Genomic DNA, 19,018 nt, shown 5'->3' with positions numbered 1-19,018 from the left:
GGTGATGACGACTTCCGGCCGCTGGCAGGACGACGTGCTGCGTGAGCTGACCGCGGGGCCGGCCGCCGAGGTGCGCGAGCAGCCTGCGCCGGGTGAAGCCCGGCAGCCCTTGCCCGTGCGCCTCCCGGACGAGGAGCGCCCCAACCCGGGTCGGCCGTCCCGCGAACAGCACACCACGGGTCCGGTCTCGCGTGAGAACGAGCAGCAGTCCGCCCCGCACACCCCGGCTCAAGCGCCCCCGCGCATGGCGAACGAGGTTCCGCCGGCACCGCCGGCCCAGGCCCACGCCGGTACCGGCTCCTCCGCTCCCGGCGTCGAGGCAGCCTCGCAGACGCCGGCGACGCCACCGAACGCATCCCCCGCCGTACGGCCGCCCCGCCAGGCCCGGCTGCCCATGGCGACGCCCGAGCCTGTGCCGACGCTCGACCCGCGCCTCGCCATAGCGCTTGGTTCCCCCCAGCACGGCGACTCGCTGGCCCGGCGCTCGGGCCGGTCGCTGCGCAAGCTGACCTCGTCCGCTGCGCAGGAGGTCGCCGAGGAGAGCCGGCTGGGCAGCATGCTGCAGCAGCCGGTGACCACGGGCCGGGTGATCGCGGTGACGTCGATCCGAGGTGGTGTCGGCAAGACCACGACCGCCGGACTGCTCGCGCGGACGTTCAGCCACTACCGGCACGACCCGGTACTCGCCCTAGAGGCGGACGCCGCTCTGGGAACGCTGCCGGTGCGGATGGGCGCTCAGTCCGTACGCTGGTCGTGCGTCGAACTCGCCCAGATCCTCACTCCGTCGATGCAACTGACCGACGTCACCGGGTACCTGGTGCCCGTTGCGGACGGTGGCTGGCTACTGCCCGCGAGCCAGGGGCGGGTGGGGGCCCCGCTGGACGTGCGCACCTACCGCACTGTCACCCACGCGCTGCGCCGCTACTTCGCCGTCACGGTCGTGGACTGCGAGACGCTGCCCGGCGAGGTGGCCCGCACCGCGATGGACACCGCGCACGCGCGTGTGGTCGTCGCCCCGCTCACCGCCGAAGGGGTGGGCGGTACCCGCATCGTCCTGGACTGGCTCGGCGGGCTGCCGCATGCCGCGCTCACCTCCACCGTCGTGGCGCTCACCTCGAACACGCCCGACGCTCATCTCGATCTGAAGGCCGCCACGGCCCATCTGCGGGAAACCGGAGTCACCCTCGTGCATCTGCCCTACGACCGGCATCTGGCCGGTGGCGGACCGATCATGCCCGATCGGCTCGGCGAGGCCACGCGTCGCGCGGCCACCCAGCTCGCCGCCGAGACACTGCAGAGGGCGGTGCGGGTGCGTTGACCCAGCAACAGGTCCATCGTCCCGCCCGCTCGACGCGCCCACTGCTCCCGCCGGCGGCCCGCACGATCGAGCCTCCGCCGAACCTGCCCGAAGGCAAGACCGGCAGCCCGGCGACCGCGCTGTTGCCGATGGCCGGCGTCATGAGCTCGGTCGTGATGATGACGGTGATCCGCTCCAGCCAGTTCGCGGGCCTGGGCGCTGTCGTGCTCGTAATCGCGCTGCTCGGTGCGGTCGCTCTGTTCCTGTCGCAGCGCGGCAAGGCACAGCGGCAGCGGCGCGTTCAGCGTGAGCGGTATCTGGAGTATCTGGAGGAACTGCGAGCTGAGTTGGGCGCGGCCGAGCGCGAGCGTCGTCGTGCCGCCCGGCTGCTGCACTCCGCGCCCGCGGCCCTGTACGACGTGCTACGTGATCCCGCGCGGCTGTGGGAGCGGCGCCGCACGGACACAGACTTCCTTCACGTGCGGGTCGGTGTCGGCGACGTCCCCGTGCAGGAGCTGACCATCGGCCAGCAGGCAGTCGGAGGCGTGCTCACCCCGCCCGACCCGTTCATGCTGAACGAGGCGCGCGCCCTGCAGGCCCGCTTCAGCACGGTGTCGGACCATCCGCTGACCGTTCCGCTGGACCGGTCCGGCAACGTCAGCATCGTTGGCGACCGTGCGGGGGTGCTGCGCGTCGCGCGGTCCCTGCTCGTGCAGGTGGCCGTGAACCACGCGCCGGACGACGTGGCCGTTTCGCTCGCGATGCCCGGGGACCGTGTCGAGGAGTGGGAGTGGGCGAAGTGGCTCCCGCATGTCCTCGACCCGCAAAGCAATGACGGCACCCTCGCAGCGCGCCGTATCGCCCCCGGCATGGCTCAGCTGGCTCAGGTGATCGGCACGGATCTGGGGCGGCGTGCCTCGTACGCGGCCGAGGTGCGCCGTGGGCTGTCCGACAGGAAGGCGCTCGCGCTGACCGACCGGCTGCTCGTGCTCAGCGACGCGTACGGGGAGAACGCGGTCGACCTTCCGCGTCCGGACGCAGCCGTCGCCCTGGACGACATGGGTGTCACGGTCCTGCACCTGCTCGCCGAACGGATCCACGAGCCCGATCAGGTGTCCGTGCGCATCACCGTCGACGGCGACCAGATCACGGTGGAGGATCTGCGCGGAGAGCAGGTCGTACGGACGGAGGGGGTCGTCGACCGCACAGGGCTCCCCGAGGCCGAGGGCCTCGCCCGGGCTCTCGCGCCGCTGCGGCTGTCCGCGGAGTCCGCTGCCGAGGGCACGCCCGTCTCCGGCCCGGTCGACTTCCCGCAGCTGCTCGGCATCGACGACATGGCCGCCCTCGACCCCGTCCGGCAGTGGGCGCCGCGCGGCGAGCGGGACTTCCTGCGCGTGCCGATCGGCCTGGACGACCGGCACCAGCCGGTGCTGCTCGACCTGAAAGAGTCCTCCGAACTCGGCATGGGCCCGCACGGGCTGTGCGTCGGCGCAACCGGCTCCGGCAAGAGCGAACTGCTGCGCACCCTCGTACTCGCTCTCGTCACGACGCACGCGCCGGACGATCTGGCGATGGTCCTGGTCGACTACAAGGGCGGTGCCACTTTCGCCCCGTTCGCCGGCCTGCCGCACGTGGCGGGCGTCATCACGAACCTGGAGAACCAGGCCGGACTGGTCGAGCGCGTACACACCTCGCTGGCTGGTGAGATCAAACGACGCCAGCAGGTCCTCAAGGACGCGGGTAACGTCGCCGACATCGGGCACTACCGCACCTTGCGCGCCACGGCCCGGCCCGACCTCGAGCCGCTGCCGCATCTGTTCGTCGTCATCGACGAGTTCGGCGAACTCCTCACTGCCAAACCGGACTTCATCGACCTATTCCTGTCGATCGGCCGCATCGGCCGCTCCATTGGTGTCCATCTGCTGCTGTCCAGCCAGCGCATCGAGGGCGGCAAGCTCAAGGGCCTGGAGACGTACCTGTCGTACCGGCTCGGTCTGCGCACCTTCTCGGCGGACGAGTCCCGCACGGTCCTGGAGACCACCGACGCCTTCCACCTGCCGCCCCTGCCCGGCTTCGGCTACCTGAAGGTCGACACCTCCACATACACCCGCTTCAAGGCCGGCTTCGTCTCCGGTGCGTACCGCGGCCCCGTCGTACACGCGAGCACCGCCGACGCCGAGCCGCTCGCCTGGCCGTACCCGGCGTTCAACGCCCCGGCACAGATACCCACGACGGGGGAGGACGCCCCGGCGCCGCGTGAGCGCGAGACCGGTCCGACGGTCCTGGGCGTCGCGGTCGGCCGGCTCACCGAAGCCGCCGAACCGGTGCGCCGGATTTGGCTGCCGCCGCTGCCCGAAGCGCTCACTCTCGACGTGGCCGCGGGTCCCGTACAGGTATCCGCCGACGGCCTCCGGCTCGCCAATCCCGGCGGTCCGTTGCAGGTGCCGCTGGGTGTACTCGACGATCCGGCCCGGCAGTGGCAGGGCCCATGGGTACACGACCTGAACACTGCCGGCGGGCACACTGCCGTCATCGGCGGCCCCGCCTCCGGCAAGACGACCCTGCTGCGCACCCTGGCGCTCTCCCTCGCCCTCACCCACACCCCGCGCGACGTCGCCGTCTACGGCCTGGACCTGGCCGGCGGCGGACTGAGCGCCCTCGCGGACCTCCCGCACGTCGGCGGCATCGCGACCCGCGCTGACCACGAGCGCGCCGCCCGTACCGTCGCAGAAGTGCGCGCCATGCTCGCTGAGCGCGAGGAGATCTTCCGTGAACTGGGCATCGACTCGGTCGAGCAGCTGCGGGCCTTGCGCGGACGAGGTGAACTTCCTCAGCTCGGATCCACCGACGTGGTTTTGCTCATCGACGGATTCGGCGCCCTGCGCGACGAGTTCGCCCACCTCGACGACGATGTGACCGACCTCCTTAAACGAGGCAGCGGCTACGGCATTCATGTCGTGGCGGGGATGCTCCGCTGGAACGACGTACGCATCGCCACCCAGTCCCTGTTCGGCAGCCGCATCGAACTGCGCCTCAATGACCCGGCAGACTCCTCCGTCGACCGTAAGCTCTCCGAGACTCTCTCGGCGGACACCCCCGGCCGGGCCCTGACGGACGGCAAGCTGTTCGCCCAGGCGGCACTTCCTCGCATCGACGCGCACGCCATGACGGACGGCCTCGGCCCGGCCCTGGAGCAGGCAGCGGCCACGCTGCGCGCAGCCTGGCACGGTGAGACCGCCGCTCCTGTGCGGGTGCTGCCGACCAGGCTGCTCGCGCAGCGCCTGCCCTCCACCGTGGCGGAACCGCGCGCGATCCCGATCGGTGTCGACCAGGAGACCCTCTCCACGACCGTCCTGGACCTGTTCGGCGCCGACCAGCACCTGCTGGTCCTCGGCGACAACGAGTGCGGCAAGACGAACCTGCTCAGGCTCGTCTCCCGCTCCCTCATCGACCGCTATGACAAGGACGAGCTGGTCTTCGGTGTGTTCGACCCGCGGCGCGGCCTGCGGGGAGTGATTCCGGAGCCGTACCGCGGCGGCTATGCGCACAACGCCGCCCTCTCCCAGGCGCTCGCCACCGGCATCGCCACCGAACTGGAAAAACGCCTTCCGGAAGCTCCCGACCCTGACGCCCTGACCGATGAGCCGTCGTTCACCGGCCCGCGGATCGTGATCGTCGTCGACGACTACGACATCCTCACCGCGGCCGGACAGCAGCCCCTCACCCCGTTCCTGCCGTACATCTCCTCGGCCCGCGACATCGGCCTCCACTTCGTCGTCACCCGCCGAGTCGCCGGAGCCTCACGAGCCCTGTACGAACCGTTCCTGACGGCACTGCGTGAAACCGGAACCACAGCACTGGTGATGACAGGCGACCGCACCGAAGGCCAGCTCTTCCCCGGCCTATACGCCTCCACCCAGCCGCCCGGCCGCGGCACCCTGGTCCGCCGCGGCCGCCGCCACCAGCTGATCCAGACCGCCCTCGCACCCGAGACCGAGCCAACGCAGGCCCCGAAATGACCAATTGATGGGTTGGCTGCGCCTTTGGCTAGAAGCGTGTGGCTGCTGCGACAACCGATCTGATAGGGATGAATGTCCTGTTGTCAGTGGCGCGTGCGATGCTGAGCAGCGCTGATGGAACGTATCTGCAGGTGACACAGCGGGGGTTGACGTGACGGGGTGGGACATCAGTCCCAGCGGGGTGGAGTCCATTCTGTCGTTGGTGGGGCTTGCGGCCGACGACCTGAGCAAGGACATCAAGGGCTACGGGACGAGCGTCCAGGACGCGGCGGAGTCCGCGGGCACGATCAGCGGCCCGTACTGCGGTGGTCCGCCGGTGGGGCCGGTGGGTGCTGCGGTCGCGAACTTCGTGTCCGATACCGAGAGCTCGATCAAGTTCATGGCGGCCCGTATCAAGAAGACGATGGACGGGACGGTCAAGGCGACCGGTGCGTACATCGATGGGGACCTGGCGATGGCCGCCCGGGCCCAGCGTGACGCGGCCAAGGCGCCCACCCCGGCCGAGCTACAGGCCGTGGGCGAGCAGACGAAGCACCACGGGGGCGGGGCGTAGTGGACATGATCGAGCCGGGGGGGATATTCCAGTACACCGGCGACTTCGGCGCGTTGTCCAAAGCAGTCACCGAACTGCGTAAACACGCGATCGGCATCCGTGACGCCGGCAAGGACGTCCATTCGCGCTTCCAGGCGACGGCCGCGTTCTACAAGGCGCCGGAGGCGGACCAGCTCTTCTCCTCCACCCAGCCGGTGATGGACACGGCGGACGAGTTCGCCGGTCACATCGAGTCCCTCGCCGACGCCCTGGACACCTTCGTCGGCGAAGCGAAGCCGTACGCGGACCGCTTGAGGCATCTGAAGGAGAAGGCGATCGCCTTCGTCGACAGCGTCGAAGGCGACGACGGCTGGACCAAGGACCAGCACAAGGTGGACGAGCACAACGCCCTCATGCATGGCGTGGCGGAAGCCGTCGTGGGCTTTCAGAAGGCGGAGCACAACGCGGCGGTCAAGATCGGTGCCATCAGCCCGGCGCTGTGCCGCCCCGTCGGCGACGAGGGCAGCACGTACGGCGTCAGCGTCGACAAGCTCGAGTCCATGCCCGACCTGCCGTGGGGTACTCCCGTTGCCCGCACCTACGACCGCTGGAGCATGGACTGGTGGGGCCACGGCATCAAGAGCTGGGCGTGGGACGGCCTCGTCAAAGACAGCCTCTGGGGCGGCTTCGTCGGGCTGGGCACCTTCGAGGACAACATCCTGGGCATCAACGGCTCCGACGCACAGCACCAGACCTGGGACGGCCTCAAACGCACCGTCGTCGGCGCCTACGCCTACGGCATGGATGCGGTCGGCGAGGGCGACCACCTCTCGGACTGGCAGCGGGGCAGCGAGGCGTACGCCAAGGAGTTCGGCAAGCAGTTCATCGCCTACGACGAGTGGCACAAGGACCCGGCTCGGGCCCACGCTGTCACCAGCTTCAACCTTCTCACCGTGTTGGGGGGTGCCGGCGGGGCGCTCGCCAGGCTGGGCAAGGCAGGCAGATTCGTGGAAGCCGCCAGCACGGTGGCCAAGGTCGGAGGTGCCCTGGATCCGATCTCCGGCGCCGCGAGGGCGGCGAGAGCCCTGTCCGATCTGCCGAAGGTCTCTGAGGTACTGACCAACGTCAGCGAACACCTGCGGCTGCCGAAGACGAGGTTCCCCGACGGCGCCCTGGACGACCTCAGCAACCGCTACAGGGTCGACAAGAACGGCCAGCTCATTCCGATCAACGCCGACGGCACGCCCAACCTTGCCGAGGCCCCGCACGAGCCTGCCGCCGCCGACCGTGGCGGTGAGGCGCCACTGAGCCACGCGGCCTCGGATTCGTCGCGCGGCGCAACGGATACGTCCGCCCACTCCAACCGATCACACGAGTTGGTCGGAGCCGGTGCCCGGGCAGAACACGCCGCTGGCTCCGCGCACACCAGTGAGCGGACACCGGGACAGGCAGGCGGATACGCCAGTGGTCACGCTGCATCATCCGAAGGCTCTTCCACCAGAGGTGCCGGTGCAGAACCGGTCAGCCGGCGTGGAGCGGGTAGCGGAGCAGGGGGACATGGCTCCGGAGGAACGGGACCTGGCCCTCACGGCTCGGCATCCGACAACGGCTCCGCCCACCATGACGCTGGCGATGAGCACACTGGCCATGATTCACCCGCTGACCCGGGCAGCCACTCGTCCGATCCACACCATCACAACGCCTCCGGCGCAGAACCGGATTACACACGCCGCGCGCTCCCGCCGGGTACCGCTGACAGAACTCTGCGCGAGATGCGGCGCATGCGTCACAGTCGGGAAAGGTACAAGGGGGCAGAGGACTACGTTCGCAAGATTGCGGGCGGCGCGCCTGAGCGGCACTATCGCGTGCCGACGCATGACCACCCTTACCACCCTGTAAAGGCGCCAGGAGGCCGCAATGTCGATGTCCCAGTGGACATGCCTGACGGCCGTACTCTGGCTGTGGAGGTAAAGCATTACCTAGAATGGAGGACGATCAAACTCAAGGGTGGCGGCACCCGTCGGGTGAGGGGCGAAGTCCCGCTGAACGAAGGTATCATTGAGCAAATCAACAAGGACCTCACGCTAAGACGGCTGGACCCAAGGTTCGATCCACGCTGGGTCTTCCTGCATGCACCTCCGTCGCAAGCGCTGAGAAACTACCTCATACATGCTCGCATCATCTTCATCGAGTTCGGGCCGGCCCCCAAGTAACCGCGAAAGCCGTGAAAGGAACGTAGCGTGGTAAACGCAGATGAACCCGACCTCCAGGGCTGGAGCGAGGAGAGGCATCGGAACGCCATCGACATTGCGGATATGCTCGGAGTGCCCCCCGAAATTTACGCGAGTGACCCAACGGGCCTCATCCCCGCCTTGGACGACTACGTGTCCCGCGCTCCGCTGAGTGAATTCGAGGAGTCCGACTGGGTCACTCTGCACTTGGACTTGGCATCCTACGTCGCCGACTTCCTCATCCATAAGTACGGTGCGCGCTGGATCGTCGCGGATGATCCCACTGGGCCGGTTGGATTCCGCTATGTCATCGAGGCAACCGGGCTCGACGGACAGACCCGTCGGGTTGACCCCATCGATGTGGTGGCCAAGGAATTCGCTAACCGTCCCATCGAAATCGTCCGGATGCTGGCCAGTGCAGAGCTCACCTTGAACCTCGCGGCACAGGTCGGCGACGAGGAATGAGCAAGGCGCGAATATCAGCAGGGTAGCCAGGGCCCAGCAAATCCCGACCAGGCTTCAATAGCTACCTCTCGACGACGCGGAAGTCCGCGCGGCGTAGCTTCGACAGGGGGTCTACCCCAAGGACATGGTGTGATCACCTCCAACCCCGTTGGCGACTGGACTTGGGAAGTCCCGCCGGGCGCTGAAGGGGTCCGCCTCATTTGTGTAGCGGAAACCGCTGTAGCGGTCTGGAACGTCCTGGCCGCACACGCAACAGCTGCTGGTGAGACGGCGTTCGAAGCGGACACCGCATGGCTGCTACGCCTGCGGGTCGCTCACGGCCAAGGGCTCAGTGCGCTCACCTGGCTGTCGTGGGTAGTGCAGAGTCCGCCGCATCCGGAGATCGGCTTGGTCGTCGAGGACGCCCCTCAAGAAGCCCCCTCCCTGGACGCCCTCGAAGAACTCTCGGGCCGGTACTGAGAGCCGTAGTGCCGTCCTCTCTGACAGAAAGCAGCACATGCCCCAGGACGTCATCGCCCTCACCCCGCAGATGCCGGACATCAAGACGCTGCTGGCCGCACTGCACGCCGGCGGCCCGGACCTGCGCGTGAACCGAGCAGCTGGGGGATCCGTGGCCCAGTTGTGCACGGACGACGGAAAGCTCCTGGTCTCCGTGGAGGCCCCCCGCTACCTGCAAGTGCCGGGCGAGACGGAGCGGCTGCTGGGACCTGGCGTTCAGACAGAGGGACCGGTGTGGTGGACCGAGGTGCGGGCGTCCACCGCCATCGCAGAAGCCAGGCTGCTCGCGGGCTCGGTCGCGGGACGGCTGACCACGCTGCTCGGCGGCATCACATGGCCGCCGGAAGCCGCCCGTACCGACGTCGTGAACGTTCCGGCCACGGGCGAGGTGACGGTCCCGCCCGCTGACGTGGACGTACTGACCGATGCGGATGTGCTGACCGACCAAAGCATCATCGTCATCTACGACCGCCCGGTCGTCGCCGCCACGACATGGCTGACCGAGGCGGTGCGAACGGTGGCACAGAGCCGACGGGAGCTGTATCTCGTCACATCCCCCAATACCCGGCTGAGCCTGCCCACCCGCACCGTGCTGGAGCGCATGCCCGCACGCTGGGTCGTACGCCACCCCGAGAACGGCTACTACGACGGCCTCTCCGGAGCCGTACTGCGCTGGCACGACGGACGTTTCACCCCCGCTGCCGACAACGGCCTCCAGATCGCGGACGCCTTCCAACCCCCGCCCGGCAAGGGGGGTGAACGGCAGTTGCTGCTGTCCATCCGCACCATCCACCCCGTCCAGGAGCACCTGCTACTCGGTGGCGCTCTGGAGGACGCCTGGCAGACCCTCACCGGACTGCCGCCGGCCGGATGGGCCACCGCCGAGCCCGTCAACGTCCCTTGGTCGCCAAGGCAACTGACCGACCTGGCCCGCAGCCGCGCCCGCCAGGCCCAGCCCACCTGGACTGTCGCCGTAGGCACCGCCGACCGCCCTGCGATCGCCACCTTGCACATCGCTCACACGCGAGAAGGCGTAGAGGAGCAGATCACCCTGGCCCTCGGCTATGCCGCCGACGAGAAAGCACCGACCGGGCTGCTGCCCAAGCTCGCCGAGTCCCTCGCGGCCCGGCACAACCTCGCCACAATGATCAGCGAACTGCGTGCGGCGCGCGCCGACCTGACCACTCCGGCCCACTACGAACCGCCGTCGATCCCGGTCTCTCTTACTCTCGGCCCGGACGCCGTGGCCGATCTCGGCATTAGTCATGCCCGCAATGCCCTGCCGGACCGCACCTGCACCGAACTCGGCCCGGCCGGTCGCCCCGCCCTGCACTACCCGCTCGGCGACGGCACCGACCCCGTCGCCTGGCAACGCCTGCGACACATCAACGAACACCTGAAACGTGAAGGCGGGGCTGCTTCCCGACCGTCCTGACGGCCACTGCCCCATCGGCTCCAGCAGCGGTACCTGGATTGGCAGCTCGACGACCCTGCTGGTCAGGGTGTCGAAGCCGTCCGACCGGTCCGGGACGCTATCGAGCGACGCTTACGCAGCCTGCTCGCCGATCTTGGCAATCCGGCGGCGCGTGGTGGCCGTCAGCCGCGCCAGTCAGTCACCAAACAGGCTCTCCTGGACGTACTCGACGACATTCGCCTTCGGGCGGAACAGGCCCAGCAGCATGAAGGTCTTGGGGTGGGCCGCGATGTTGCCGACGAAGAAGTGGACGGCACGGTCGGGAGTGAACATCGACTCGTACCAGCGCTCCCGCAGCTTGTCCTGCACGGCGTGCTCGCCGTACTTGCGCAGGAACTTGCGGTACGACGCGCCGGCCTCCCAGTCCTTCAGCGCCATGTCGTGCGTGGGGCAGTCGTCGCCCGCGCAGCGGAACTTGTAGCGGAATTCCAGAGGTACCCACTCAAGCCGGACCAGGTCCTGTTCGAATAGGTCGAGTTGGTCGGCCAGCGCGGCCTTGGACTCAGGCCAGGGGTCTGCCGCCGTCAGCCGGAAGCTGACCTCCGTGGGCCGGAACACGCCGAGTGAGGTCCCGTGTTCCTCCTGGTCACTCTTGATCGCGCACAGGGACGGCGAGACGAGCGGCTCGACGTACTTGTACCGCTGCTTCCAGTCGCCGTCCGCCGGCACCTCGCCCACGATCTTGAGGGTGCCGAGGTCTGGCCGCAGACTTTCGGGCCGCGAGTCACGCTTGCCGTGCGGCTCGACGTCGACCTCGATGATCGAGTACTTGGCGAACTGAGCCTCCTCCGCGAGGAGCCGAAACGGCACCGGGAAGAGCCGTACGTGCTGTGGTGCGCCCTGGTCCAGTCGTATGCCTGCCACGCAGCTTGTCTCGCGGTATTTGTTGGACAGCTCCGGATAGGTCTTGACCGTGATCATGATCCGTGCGCGCTGACGATTCCCCGATCCCATGGTTGCCCCCTCCACAGATCTCCCCGATCCGATTGGAGGAGAGGCATGCGCCACTGGCAAGGGCGCGTGCAGGGTCGAGGGGTGAAGTCAGGCCAGGGGGATCACGGGCACGGCGGCCCGCTCGCGGACCGTCTCCAGGACGACCTGCCGGTGGCAGCGGCTCTCGTCCTTCTCGAAGCACAACACCGCGACCCGTGACTGCTGAGCGTGCTCTGCCAGGCGGCCGAGATCGGCCTGCGCCTCCTCGGACCGCAGCACATCACGGAAGCGGGCCCGGCCCACGTCCAAGCGGCCGTCCCAGAACGGCGCCCGGTTCTCCTTGGGATTCCCCAGGCCGCGAAGGTGGGTGTACTCGATGCCGGCCTCGGCAAGTGCCTGTCCGAGGCGGGTCTTGCTGAAGCCTTTCTTGCGGCTGATCGGCGTCAGCCGGACGTCCGCCACTACATCGATACGGCTATCGAGGAGTGAGGCGACGAATGAGTCGATGTCCCGGCCTTCGTATCCGGCGGACCACAGGCCGGGGGTGACGTGGGTCTCGCGGAACAGATCATCCAGGGAGACCTCAAGGGCCTCTGCGACCGCGCCGACGGTGAAGAAACCTGGCTGGATCGCTCCCTCGCCCTCCAGGCGGGCCAGCGTCCTGGTGTTGATGCAGGCTTCCTTGGCGAGCCGCTCCCGCGACCACCCACGGGCTTCCCGCAGAGCCCGCACTCGCTGGGCGAGCGCGCGAGCGTGGTCGTGAGGACGCGCTGAGTGATGGCCTGCCATGTGTCGTGATCCTAATGGCGGTTGAGGCGGGCGGGCATGGTGTTCCCGGCCAGTCACAGGGCCGGATTCGCGAACGCGCAGGTCCGAGTGCCCTCAGCTGTCGCACTCCATGCAGCCTCACCGGGCACCCTCTGGGAGAAGCCGACCAAGATCTTCTCCCAGGTTTCTCCCAAACGATCTCCAGAAACCCGTCAGGGCCACCTACTAGTGACTAGTAGGTGGCCCTGACCTGGTACTACGGCGTCGGGGTGGCGGGATTTGAACCCACGACCTCTTCGTCCCGAACGAAGCGCGCTGCCAAGCTGCGCTACACCCCGATGTCGCTGCTCTCGCGGCGACGACGTTTACTTTAGCCCACTGGTGGCTGTAGACGAAATCCGGTTTAGACGCGGCGGCGGACCGGGGTTGGGCGGGTGTGGTCCAGGGCCACGAGGAGGACGGCCAGGGCGTACATGGCGAGGCCCAGGAGGAGGGCGTTCGCCAGGGTGCTGCGGTAGCCGTGGGTGGCGGCGTCCAGGAAGGGATAGAGGTAGCGGGCGGGGTTCGTGGGGGCGAGGAGCGCGGCTCGGATCAGGTAGAAGGCCAGGTAGGCCAGGGGGTAGAGGAGCCAGGTGGCCGCCTGGCTCAGGTGCAGGCGGGCCGCGGGGGTGAGGAGCAGCCAGTCCAGGACGGCTGCCGCCGGCGTCAGCGTGTGCAGGATCTGCAGGGTCGCCCACGAGCCGTGCCAGCGCTCCGGGACCGTCGTCGCGCCGGTCATGGAGAACGGCGGTGTCGTGTGGGCCAGGAGCAGGTGGTAGGTGAGCGCCGAGACCACGACGTAGAGGAGTGTGGCGCCTGCCACGGTCGAGGGAACGGGGCGGCGGGCACGCCAGGCCCTCGACGCCGACATGAGCATGACGACGGCCAGCAGGATGCCGGTCTGGACACCGAAGTAGCTCAGGACACGGGACGGGGCGCCGAGCAGGAGTTCCAGGGCCACGCCGGCTGCGGCGACCAGGGCGGTCAGGAGGCGGAACAGGGCGACCACGGGGCGGCGGACCGGCGCCACCACCGCCGTGGCCGGGACGGGGGAGGGCACCAGGAGGGGCGGGCCCGGGACCGCGGGCAGGTCGGGGATTTCCCTGGGTAGCGGGGGTATCGGCGGCATCGAGGCGGTCATGTCCTCACGCTAGGAGCGGGCGAGGAGAGCGGCTATCCGGCCTAGTCCGGGTGGGTTACGGCACCGGTCCCCAGGTCGGCTTCGGCCGCCGGTCCTGGCCCGAATGCCTGGCTTCGGCCGCCGGTCCTGGCCCGAACGCCTGGCTCCCGCCGCCGGTCCCGGCCCCGATGTCGCCCGAGGTCTTCATGACTCCCCGGTCCGGTTCCCAGGGCCCGGTGCCCCTGGCCCCGGCCTCCGCGCGCCGGCCTCTGTCCGCCCCGGTACAGGTCCCGCCTCCGGCCCCGCCCGGGGCGTCCAGGCCTGCCCCCTGAGTCCCCCCTCGTTCCCTATTCCCTCCCCACCAACGTCAACAAGGTCGCCTCCGGCGGGCAGGCGAACCGCACCGGCGTGTAGCGGTTCGTGCCGCAGCCCGCCGAGACGTGGAGGTAGGAGGTTCGGCCGGCCGACGTGTGCGCGGACAGGCCCTTCACGCGGTCCGTGTCCAGGTCGCAGTTGGTGACCAGCGCGCCGTAGAAGGGAATGCACAGCTGGCCGCCATGGGTGTGGCCGGCCAGGATCAGGGGGTAGCCGTCCGCCGTGTACGCGTCCAGCACCCGCAGGTACGGTGCGTGCACCACGCCTATCGAGAAGTCGTAGGTCTTCGACGGACCGCCCGCCACCCGGGCGTAGCGGTCGCGCTTGATGTGCGGGTCGTCGAGGCCCGTCAGCTCGATCGAGGCGCCCTCGACCTTCAGGACGCCCCGCGTGTTCGTCAGGTTCAGCCAGCCGGCCGCGTCGAAACCGTCACGCAGGTCCTCCCACGGGTTGTGGACGACGCCGACGGCCGGCGGGTTGCCGTTCAGGCCGTGGCGGCCGCTCGTCCTCTCCAGCAAGTAGCGGGCGGGGTTGCGCAGTCGGGGGCCGTAGTAGTCGTTGGAGCCGAAGACGTAGGCGCCCGGGAACTCCATCAGCGGGCCGAGCGCGTCGAGGACGTCGGGGACGCCCTCGGGGTCCGAGAGGTTGTCGCCCGTGTTGATCACGAAGTCCGGGCGCAGGCCTGCCAGCGACTGCAGCCACCGCTGCTTCTTGCGGTGGCCGCTCACCATGTGGATGTCGGAGACCTGGAGCACGCGCAGCGGCCGCATGCCAGGCGGCAGGACCGGGACCGTCACCCGTCGGAGGCGGAAGGAGCGGACCTCGAAGCCCGCCGCGTACGCCAGACCGGCGGCGCCTGCCGCCATGATTCCCAGGGGTACTCCGTATCGCGCGCGCATGCCTCCATCGTGTCAGACCCCGGCGGTACGGCGAGACCGGCCGACCCTTCCCGAATCGCCGGCCTCCTTCAAATCAGCGGGCGTTCACACCGGCACACCTGCGACAATCGACGGCATGACCACCACGCTCAAGTCGAAGCTGCACGACGACCTCAACGCCGCGATCAAGGAGCGCGACGAGCTCCGCTCCTCGACGCTCCGGCTGACGCTCGCCGCGATCACCAAGGAGGAGGTCGCGGGCAAGGAGAAGCGGGAACTCTCCGACGACGAGGTCCTCAAGGTGATCACCCGCGAGGCGAAGAAGCGCCGTGAGGCGGCCGATGCCTTCGCACAGGGCGGCCGCGCCGAGCAGGCCGAGCGGGAGAAGGCGGAGGGCGAGGTGCTCGCCCACTACCTGCCCAAGCAACTGTCCGACGACGAGCTGAACGCGATCGTCGCCCAGGCCGTGGAAGAGGCGAAGGCGGCCGGTGCCGAGGGGCCGAAGGCCATGGGCGCCGTCATGAAGATCGTGAACCCGAAGGTGGCCGGCCAGGCCGAGGGCGGTCGCGTCGCCGCCGCGGTCAAGAAGCTGCTCCAGGGCTGAGCTCCGGCCGCGCACATCAGGAACGTACGGCGGCGGGGCCGCACCCTGAACCCGGGTGCGGCCCCGCCGCCGTACTCACGTGGCCGGGAGGCGAAACCCCTAGCCCGGCGTCGCGGACCCGGGCTGATCCGAACGAAACCCCCTAGCCCCACCGGCCCCCGGTCCCCTTGTTCCCGCCGTTGCTCTGTCCCTGGATGAAGTTGCCCGGGAGGGAGATGGTCGGGGTCGGGAAGGCGCCGCCGGTCGTGTCACCCGTTGTGCCGCCGGCTGTCGTTCCCCCGCCCGTCAGTCCGCCGATCCATCCCGTGTTACCCCCGTTTGTCCCGCCGTTGACCCCGCCTGGGCCTTTTCCCCGGCCGTCCCCCTTGTTCTTGGCGTCGGGGATGTCGACCAGGTGGAAGTCCTCGACGGGCTTGCCGCTCAGCGCGCCGGTCATCATGTCGCGCCAGATCGGGCCGGGGACCTCGCCGCCGTAGACCTTGTCGTGCGGGACGCCGCCGATCGTGATGTTGACCATGTGCCGCTTGTGCTGCGGGTCGCCGACCCAGACCGCGCCGGCCATGTTCGGGGTGAAGCCGACGAACCAGGCCGCGAAGCGCTCGTCGGTCGTGCCCGTCTTGCCCGCGCTCGGGCGGTCGCCGAGACCGGCCTGCCGGCCCGTACCGTCCTCGACCACGCCCTTGAGCAGGGTGGTGACGGTGTCCGCCGTCTTCTGCGACATCGCGCGCGAGCAGGTCGAGCGCGGCACGTCCAGGGACTTCTCCTCGGTGCCGGTCCTCCGAGTGATCGACTCGATGGCGATCGGGGTGCAGTACATGCCGCGCGAGGCGAAGGTGGCGTACGCGTTCGCCATCGTCAGCGGCGACATCTCCTGGGCGCCGAGCGCGAGGGAGGGGGACTGGTCCATCGTCCGGCCGTCCGCGCGCTGCACGCCCATCTTCTTGGCCATGTCGATGACCGGGCAGATGCCGATGTCGCTGATGAGCTGCACGTAGTAGGTGTTGACCGACTTGGCGGTCGCCTCCTTCATGCCCATCGGGCCGCGCTCGGACTGGTTCTCGTTCGCCACCTTGGCCGGGTTGTTCGGGTCGTTGCGCCAGACCTTGCCGTCGCACGCCTGCACGGGACTCGGGTAGGTCATCTCGTACGGCGACGGGTACTGCTGCGTCGCGGGCTTGCCGCCCTCGATCGCGGCCGCGGCGACGATCGGCTTGAACGTCGAACCGGGCTGGTAGCCCGCGCCGCCGCCCATGTCCGAGTTGACGGAGAGGTTTATCTGCGTCTCGTCCTTGCCGAAGCCGTACGGGCGGGACTGGCCCATGGCGAGGATCTTGCCGGTGCCGGGCTCGACGACGGTCGCGGCCGTCGCCACGGGGTCGGACTTGTAGACGTGCTGCCTGATGGACGCTTCCACCGATTCCTGCGCCTGCGGGTCCAGCGTCGTGCGGATCGTCAGACCGCCCTGGTTCCACAGCTTCGCCCGGGCCTCCTTGGTCTTGCCGAAGACCGGGTCGTTCAGGACGACGTCGCGGACGTAGTCGCAGAAGAAGCCGGCGCCCTTGACCGCGGTGATGCAGCCGTTCTTGGGCTGGCTCGGGTGCAGCCCGAGGGGCTTCTCCTTGGCCTGGTCGGCCTCCTGCTGCGAGATGTCACCGACGTCCGCCATCCGCTGGAGCACGACGTTGCGCCGCTTGAGGGCCTCCGCCTCGTCGTTGACCGGGTCGTACCGGCTCGGGGACTGCACTATGCCGGCCAGCAGCGCCGCTTCCTGGAGGTTCAGGTCCTTGGCGTGCTTGGAGAAGTAGCGCTGGGAGGCGGCCTCGACGCCGTAGGCCTGCTCGCCGAAGAAGGTGATGTTCAGGTAGTTCTCGAGGATCTTCTTCTTGCCGAGCTTCTCCTCGATCTGGATCGCGTACTTCAGTTCCTTGATCTTGCGGCCCAGGGTCTGCTGGGTGGCCTCGGCGACCTTCGTCGGGTCGTCGCCGGCCTCCTCGATGAAGTAGTTCTTCACCAACTGCTGGGTGAGCGTGGAGGCGCCCTGGGCGACGCCGCCTTCCTGCGCGTTCTTGTTCAGGGCGCGCAGCACCCCCTTGAGGTCGATCGCGCCGTGCTGGTAGAAGCGCGCGTCCTCGATCGCGACGATCGCCTTCTGCATGTACGGCGAGATGTCCTTGAGGTTCACCACCGTACGGTCGCGGGAGTAGACGCTCGCGATCTGATTGCCCTGGTTGTCCAGGATTGTCGTGCGCTGACTGAGCTGAGGGCTCTTGAGGTTGGCCGGGATCTCGTCGAAGCTCTGGACCGACCCCTTGGCGGCAAGGCCCAGCGCGCCGGCCGCGGGCAGCGCGATGCCCGCCATCACGGCTCCGGCGAGCACACTGACACCGAGGAACTTGGCGGCCTGCTGCGTTGGCGACAGACCACCACCCGAGCGCTTCTTTGCCATGGGGGCAGCCTAATCCGTACGTCTGAGCGTTCCGAAGGGCGGCCGCGTCACAGCACGGCAAAGCGGGATGCCCGCGTTCCCATTCGCCGGACACGCACACAGGCCTTGGCCTAAGCTGCTCTCAACTGTCACAGCAGTGCGGTCACGTATCAATACGTCCGGCGACCCCGAATCGTTCCGGGTGTACCCCGTTTTCTCACGCGGGGGCGTGGCCGACCTCCGAGGGCGGCGTGTCCGAATCCGCCTCGTGTGTCACCCGGCGCCCGTTGTGGCGCACCACAGCTGTCCCGGTTTGCCGGGATGGTCGCGCATGTCGTCAGCTCACTCCCGCGGGTGATCTGCCGTTAACCCATAGTCCGTTCGGGCCATTCAAGATTGGGCCCGAAGGGGGTGTTGCGCTGTGCCCACCTTCCGTAACGTCCTCAACTGGCGGCGGTGAATATGCCGCTGCCGCCGTGGGGGAGCCTCGATTCGGGAGAGGACGGCGCCGGTATGGGCTGGGTTACCGACTGGAGTGCGCAGGCTGCCTGCCGCACTACCGATCCGGATGAACTGTTCGTTCAGGGAGCAGCGCAGAACAGGGCCAAGGCGGTGTGCACCGGATGCCCGGTACGCACCGAGTGCCTCGCCGACGCGCTGGACAACCGCGTCGAGTTCGGCGTGTGGGGAGGCATGACGGAGCGGGAGCGCCGCGCACTGCTGCGCCGTCGGCCCACCGTTACCTCCTGGCGCAGGCTGCTGGAGACCGCTCGCTCGGAGTACGAGCGCGGAGCGGGCATCGTGCCTCTCGACAACGACGAGGTGTACGAGAACTACGCGGCCGTGAGCTGAGGGACTTGCGGGCGTTCCCTCCGGCACATTCCCCGGACACAGGACCCCGGCCCGGCCACGCCACCGTGAAGATTCGGGCGTGGGCCACGGCAAGCGGGCCGGGCAGAAACGGATCCGGGGACGCCGAGCGGACGATCGCCGAGGCGCGCGACGCGGTGAGGTGAGAGAAGCGCCGGTCTGGCCCACGCCTGGGGACGTCGTGACCGGCCTTGCAACGCTCGGTTGATCGGCGCACCGTCGACTGACAGTGCCGCTCGCGGTTCGGTCTGCGCCTGCGCTCAGGCTGCGGCGCGCGGCCGCACAGCGGCGAAGGGCGCCCCGGAGGCCGAGGGGTTCGTCCAGCCGTCTGCGGCGACCACGGCTCGAGCACATGCCGGCGTCGCCGCCCGCACCTGCCACCCCCCACCCAGGACCGTCACCGCGCGCAGACGATCGCCGCGAGTGTGTCGCCATCACCCCGGCGTGTACGACTTACCTCGGGGCGCGGACGACTTCATCACACGCGGCG

General features: G+C 68.9%; 14 protein-coding genes, 1 tRNA gene and 1 pseudogene. 10 read left to right on the top strand and 6 right to left on the bottom strand.

Translation table 11 applies throughout. From position 1 onward, the window contains the following. Nucleotides 1-4 precede the first annotated feature (4 nt). The 8 genes and pseudogenes from AC5WRT_RS30895 to AC5WRT_RS30860 form a co-directional block, all read left to right on the top strand. Nucleotides 5-1,318, top strand: a complete 1,314-nt coding sequence (locus AC5WRT_RS30895; RefSeq protein WP_496100810.1) for a CpaE/TadZ family protein — start codon at nt 5-7, stop codon at nt 1,316-1,318. After that, nucleotides 1,315-5,316 carry a type VII secretion protein EccCa gene (eccCa, locus tag AC5WRT_RS30890; protein ID WP_496095660.1) on the top strand — a complete coding sequence of 1,334 codons (4,002 nt, stop codon included), beginning with the start codon at nt 1,315-1,317 and terminating at the stop codon, nt 5,314-5,316. Before AC5WRT_RS30895 ends, eccCa begins: the two co-directional genes overlap by 4 nt. 151 nt (nt 5,317-5,467) lie before the next feature. Further along, nucleotides 5,468-5,869, top strand: a complete 402-nt coding sequence (locus tag AC5WRT_RS30885) for a DUF6507 family protein (protein WP_403917160.1) — start codon at nt 5,468-5,470, stop codon at nt 5,867-5,869. Continuing rightward, nucleotides 5,869-8,061 (top strand): hypothetical protein, encoded by a 2,193-nt coding sequence (locus AC5WRT_RS30880; RefSeq protein WP_496095661.1) that lies wholly within the window; start codon nt 5,869-5,871, stop codon nt 8,059-8,061. Before AC5WRT_RS30885 ends, AC5WRT_RS30880 begins: the two co-directional genes overlap by 1 nt. A gap of 27 nt (nt 8,062-8,088) precedes the next feature. Then, nucleotides 8,089-8,544 (top strand): hypothetical protein, encoded by a 456-nt coding sequence (locus AC5WRT_RS30875; protein ID WP_496095662.1) that lies wholly within the window; start codon nt 8,089-8,091, stop codon nt 8,542-8,544. Nucleotides 8,545-8,673: 129 nt separating this feature from the next. Beyond that, on the top strand, nt 8,674-9,003 hold the full coding sequence (locus AC5WRT_RS30870) for a hypothetical protein (RefSeq protein ID WP_496095663.1): 330 nt from the start codon (nt 8,674-8,676) through the stop codon (nt 9,001-9,003). Nucleotides 9,004-9,040: 37 nt separating this feature from the next. Beyond that, nucleotides 9,041-10,477 carry a DUF6177 family protein gene (locus AC5WRT_RS30865; protein ID WP_496095664.1) on the top strand — a complete coding sequence of 479 codons (1,437 nt, stop codon included), beginning with the start codon at nt 9,041-9,043 and terminating at the stop codon, nt 10,475-10,477. A gap of 24 nt (nt 10,478-10,501) precedes the next feature. After that, nucleotides 10,502-10,615: pseudogene (locus AC5WRT_RS30860) on the top strand (phosphotyrosine protein phosphatase); the annotation flags it as partial. A gap of 36 nt (nt 10,616-10,651) precedes the next feature. Here AC5WRT_RS30860 and AC5WRT_RS30855 read toward each other — a convergent pair. The 5 genes from AC5WRT_RS30855 to AC5WRT_RS30835 form a co-directional block, all read right to left on the bottom strand. After that, nucleotides 10,652-11,470: a DUF8757 domain-containing protein gene (locus AC5WRT_RS30855; RefSeq protein ID WP_496095665.1), complete on the bottom strand. Its 819-nt coding sequence runs from the start codon at nt 11,468-11,470 to the stop codon at nt 10,652-10,654. 87 nt (nt 11,471-11,557) lie between these two features. Beyond that, on the bottom strand, nt 11,558-12,238 hold the full coding sequence (locus AC5WRT_RS30850; protein ID WP_496095666.1) for a DUF488 family protein, N3 subclade: 681 nt from the start codon (nt 12,236-12,238) through the stop codon (nt 11,558-11,560). A 243-nt stretch (nt 12,239-12,481) separates the two neighbouring features. Beyond that, nucleotides 12,482-12,555: transfer RNA gene (locus AC5WRT_RS30845), tRNA-Pro, on the bottom strand. A gap of 65 nt (nt 12,556-12,620) precedes the next feature. Beyond that, complete coding sequence (locus tag AC5WRT_RS30840) at nt 12,621-13,397, bottom strand: Pr6Pr family membrane protein (protein WP_496095713.1); 777 nt, start codon at nt 13,395-13,397, stop codon at nt 12,621-12,623. Nucleotides 13,398-13,723: 326 nt separating this feature from the next. Further along, nucleotides 13,724-14,650, bottom strand: a complete 927-nt coding sequence (locus AC5WRT_RS30835; protein ID WP_496095714.1) for a metallophosphoesterase — start codon at nt 14,648-14,650, stop codon at nt 13,724-13,726. A gap of 115 nt (nt 14,651-14,765) precedes the next feature. Between AC5WRT_RS30835 and AC5WRT_RS30830 the strand changes: the two genes are divergently transcribed. Continuing rightward, on the top strand, nt 14,766-15,233 hold the full coding sequence (locus AC5WRT_RS30830; RefSeq protein WP_496095715.1) for a GatB/YqeY domain-containing protein: 468 nt from the start codon (nt 14,766-14,768) through the stop codon (nt 15,231-15,233). Between the two features lie 142 nt (nt 15,234-15,375). Here the strand turns inward: AC5WRT_RS30830 and AC5WRT_RS30825 are convergent, their stop codons facing one another. Further along, nucleotides 15,376-17,679 (bottom strand): transglycosylase domain-containing protein, encoded by a 2,304-nt coding sequence (locus AC5WRT_RS30825; protein ID WP_496095716.1) that lies wholly within the window; start codon nt 17,677-17,679, stop codon nt 15,376-15,378. Between the two features lie 492 nt (nt 17,680-18,171). On the opposite strand from AC5WRT_RS30825, the gene wblA reads away from it, so the two are divergent. Then, on the top strand, nt 18,172-18,510 hold the full coding sequence (gene wblA, locus AC5WRT_RS30820) for a transcriptional regulator WblA (protein WP_018547931.1): 339 nt from the start codon (nt 18,172-18,174) through the stop codon (nt 18,508-18,510). Nucleotides 18,511-19,018: the final 508 nt, after the last annotated feature.

The organism is Streptomyces sp. NTD91 (assembly GCF_059510455.1).
Note: the sequence above shows the minus strand (reverse complement) of the source record. Positions and strands in the feature narration are given on the sequence as shown.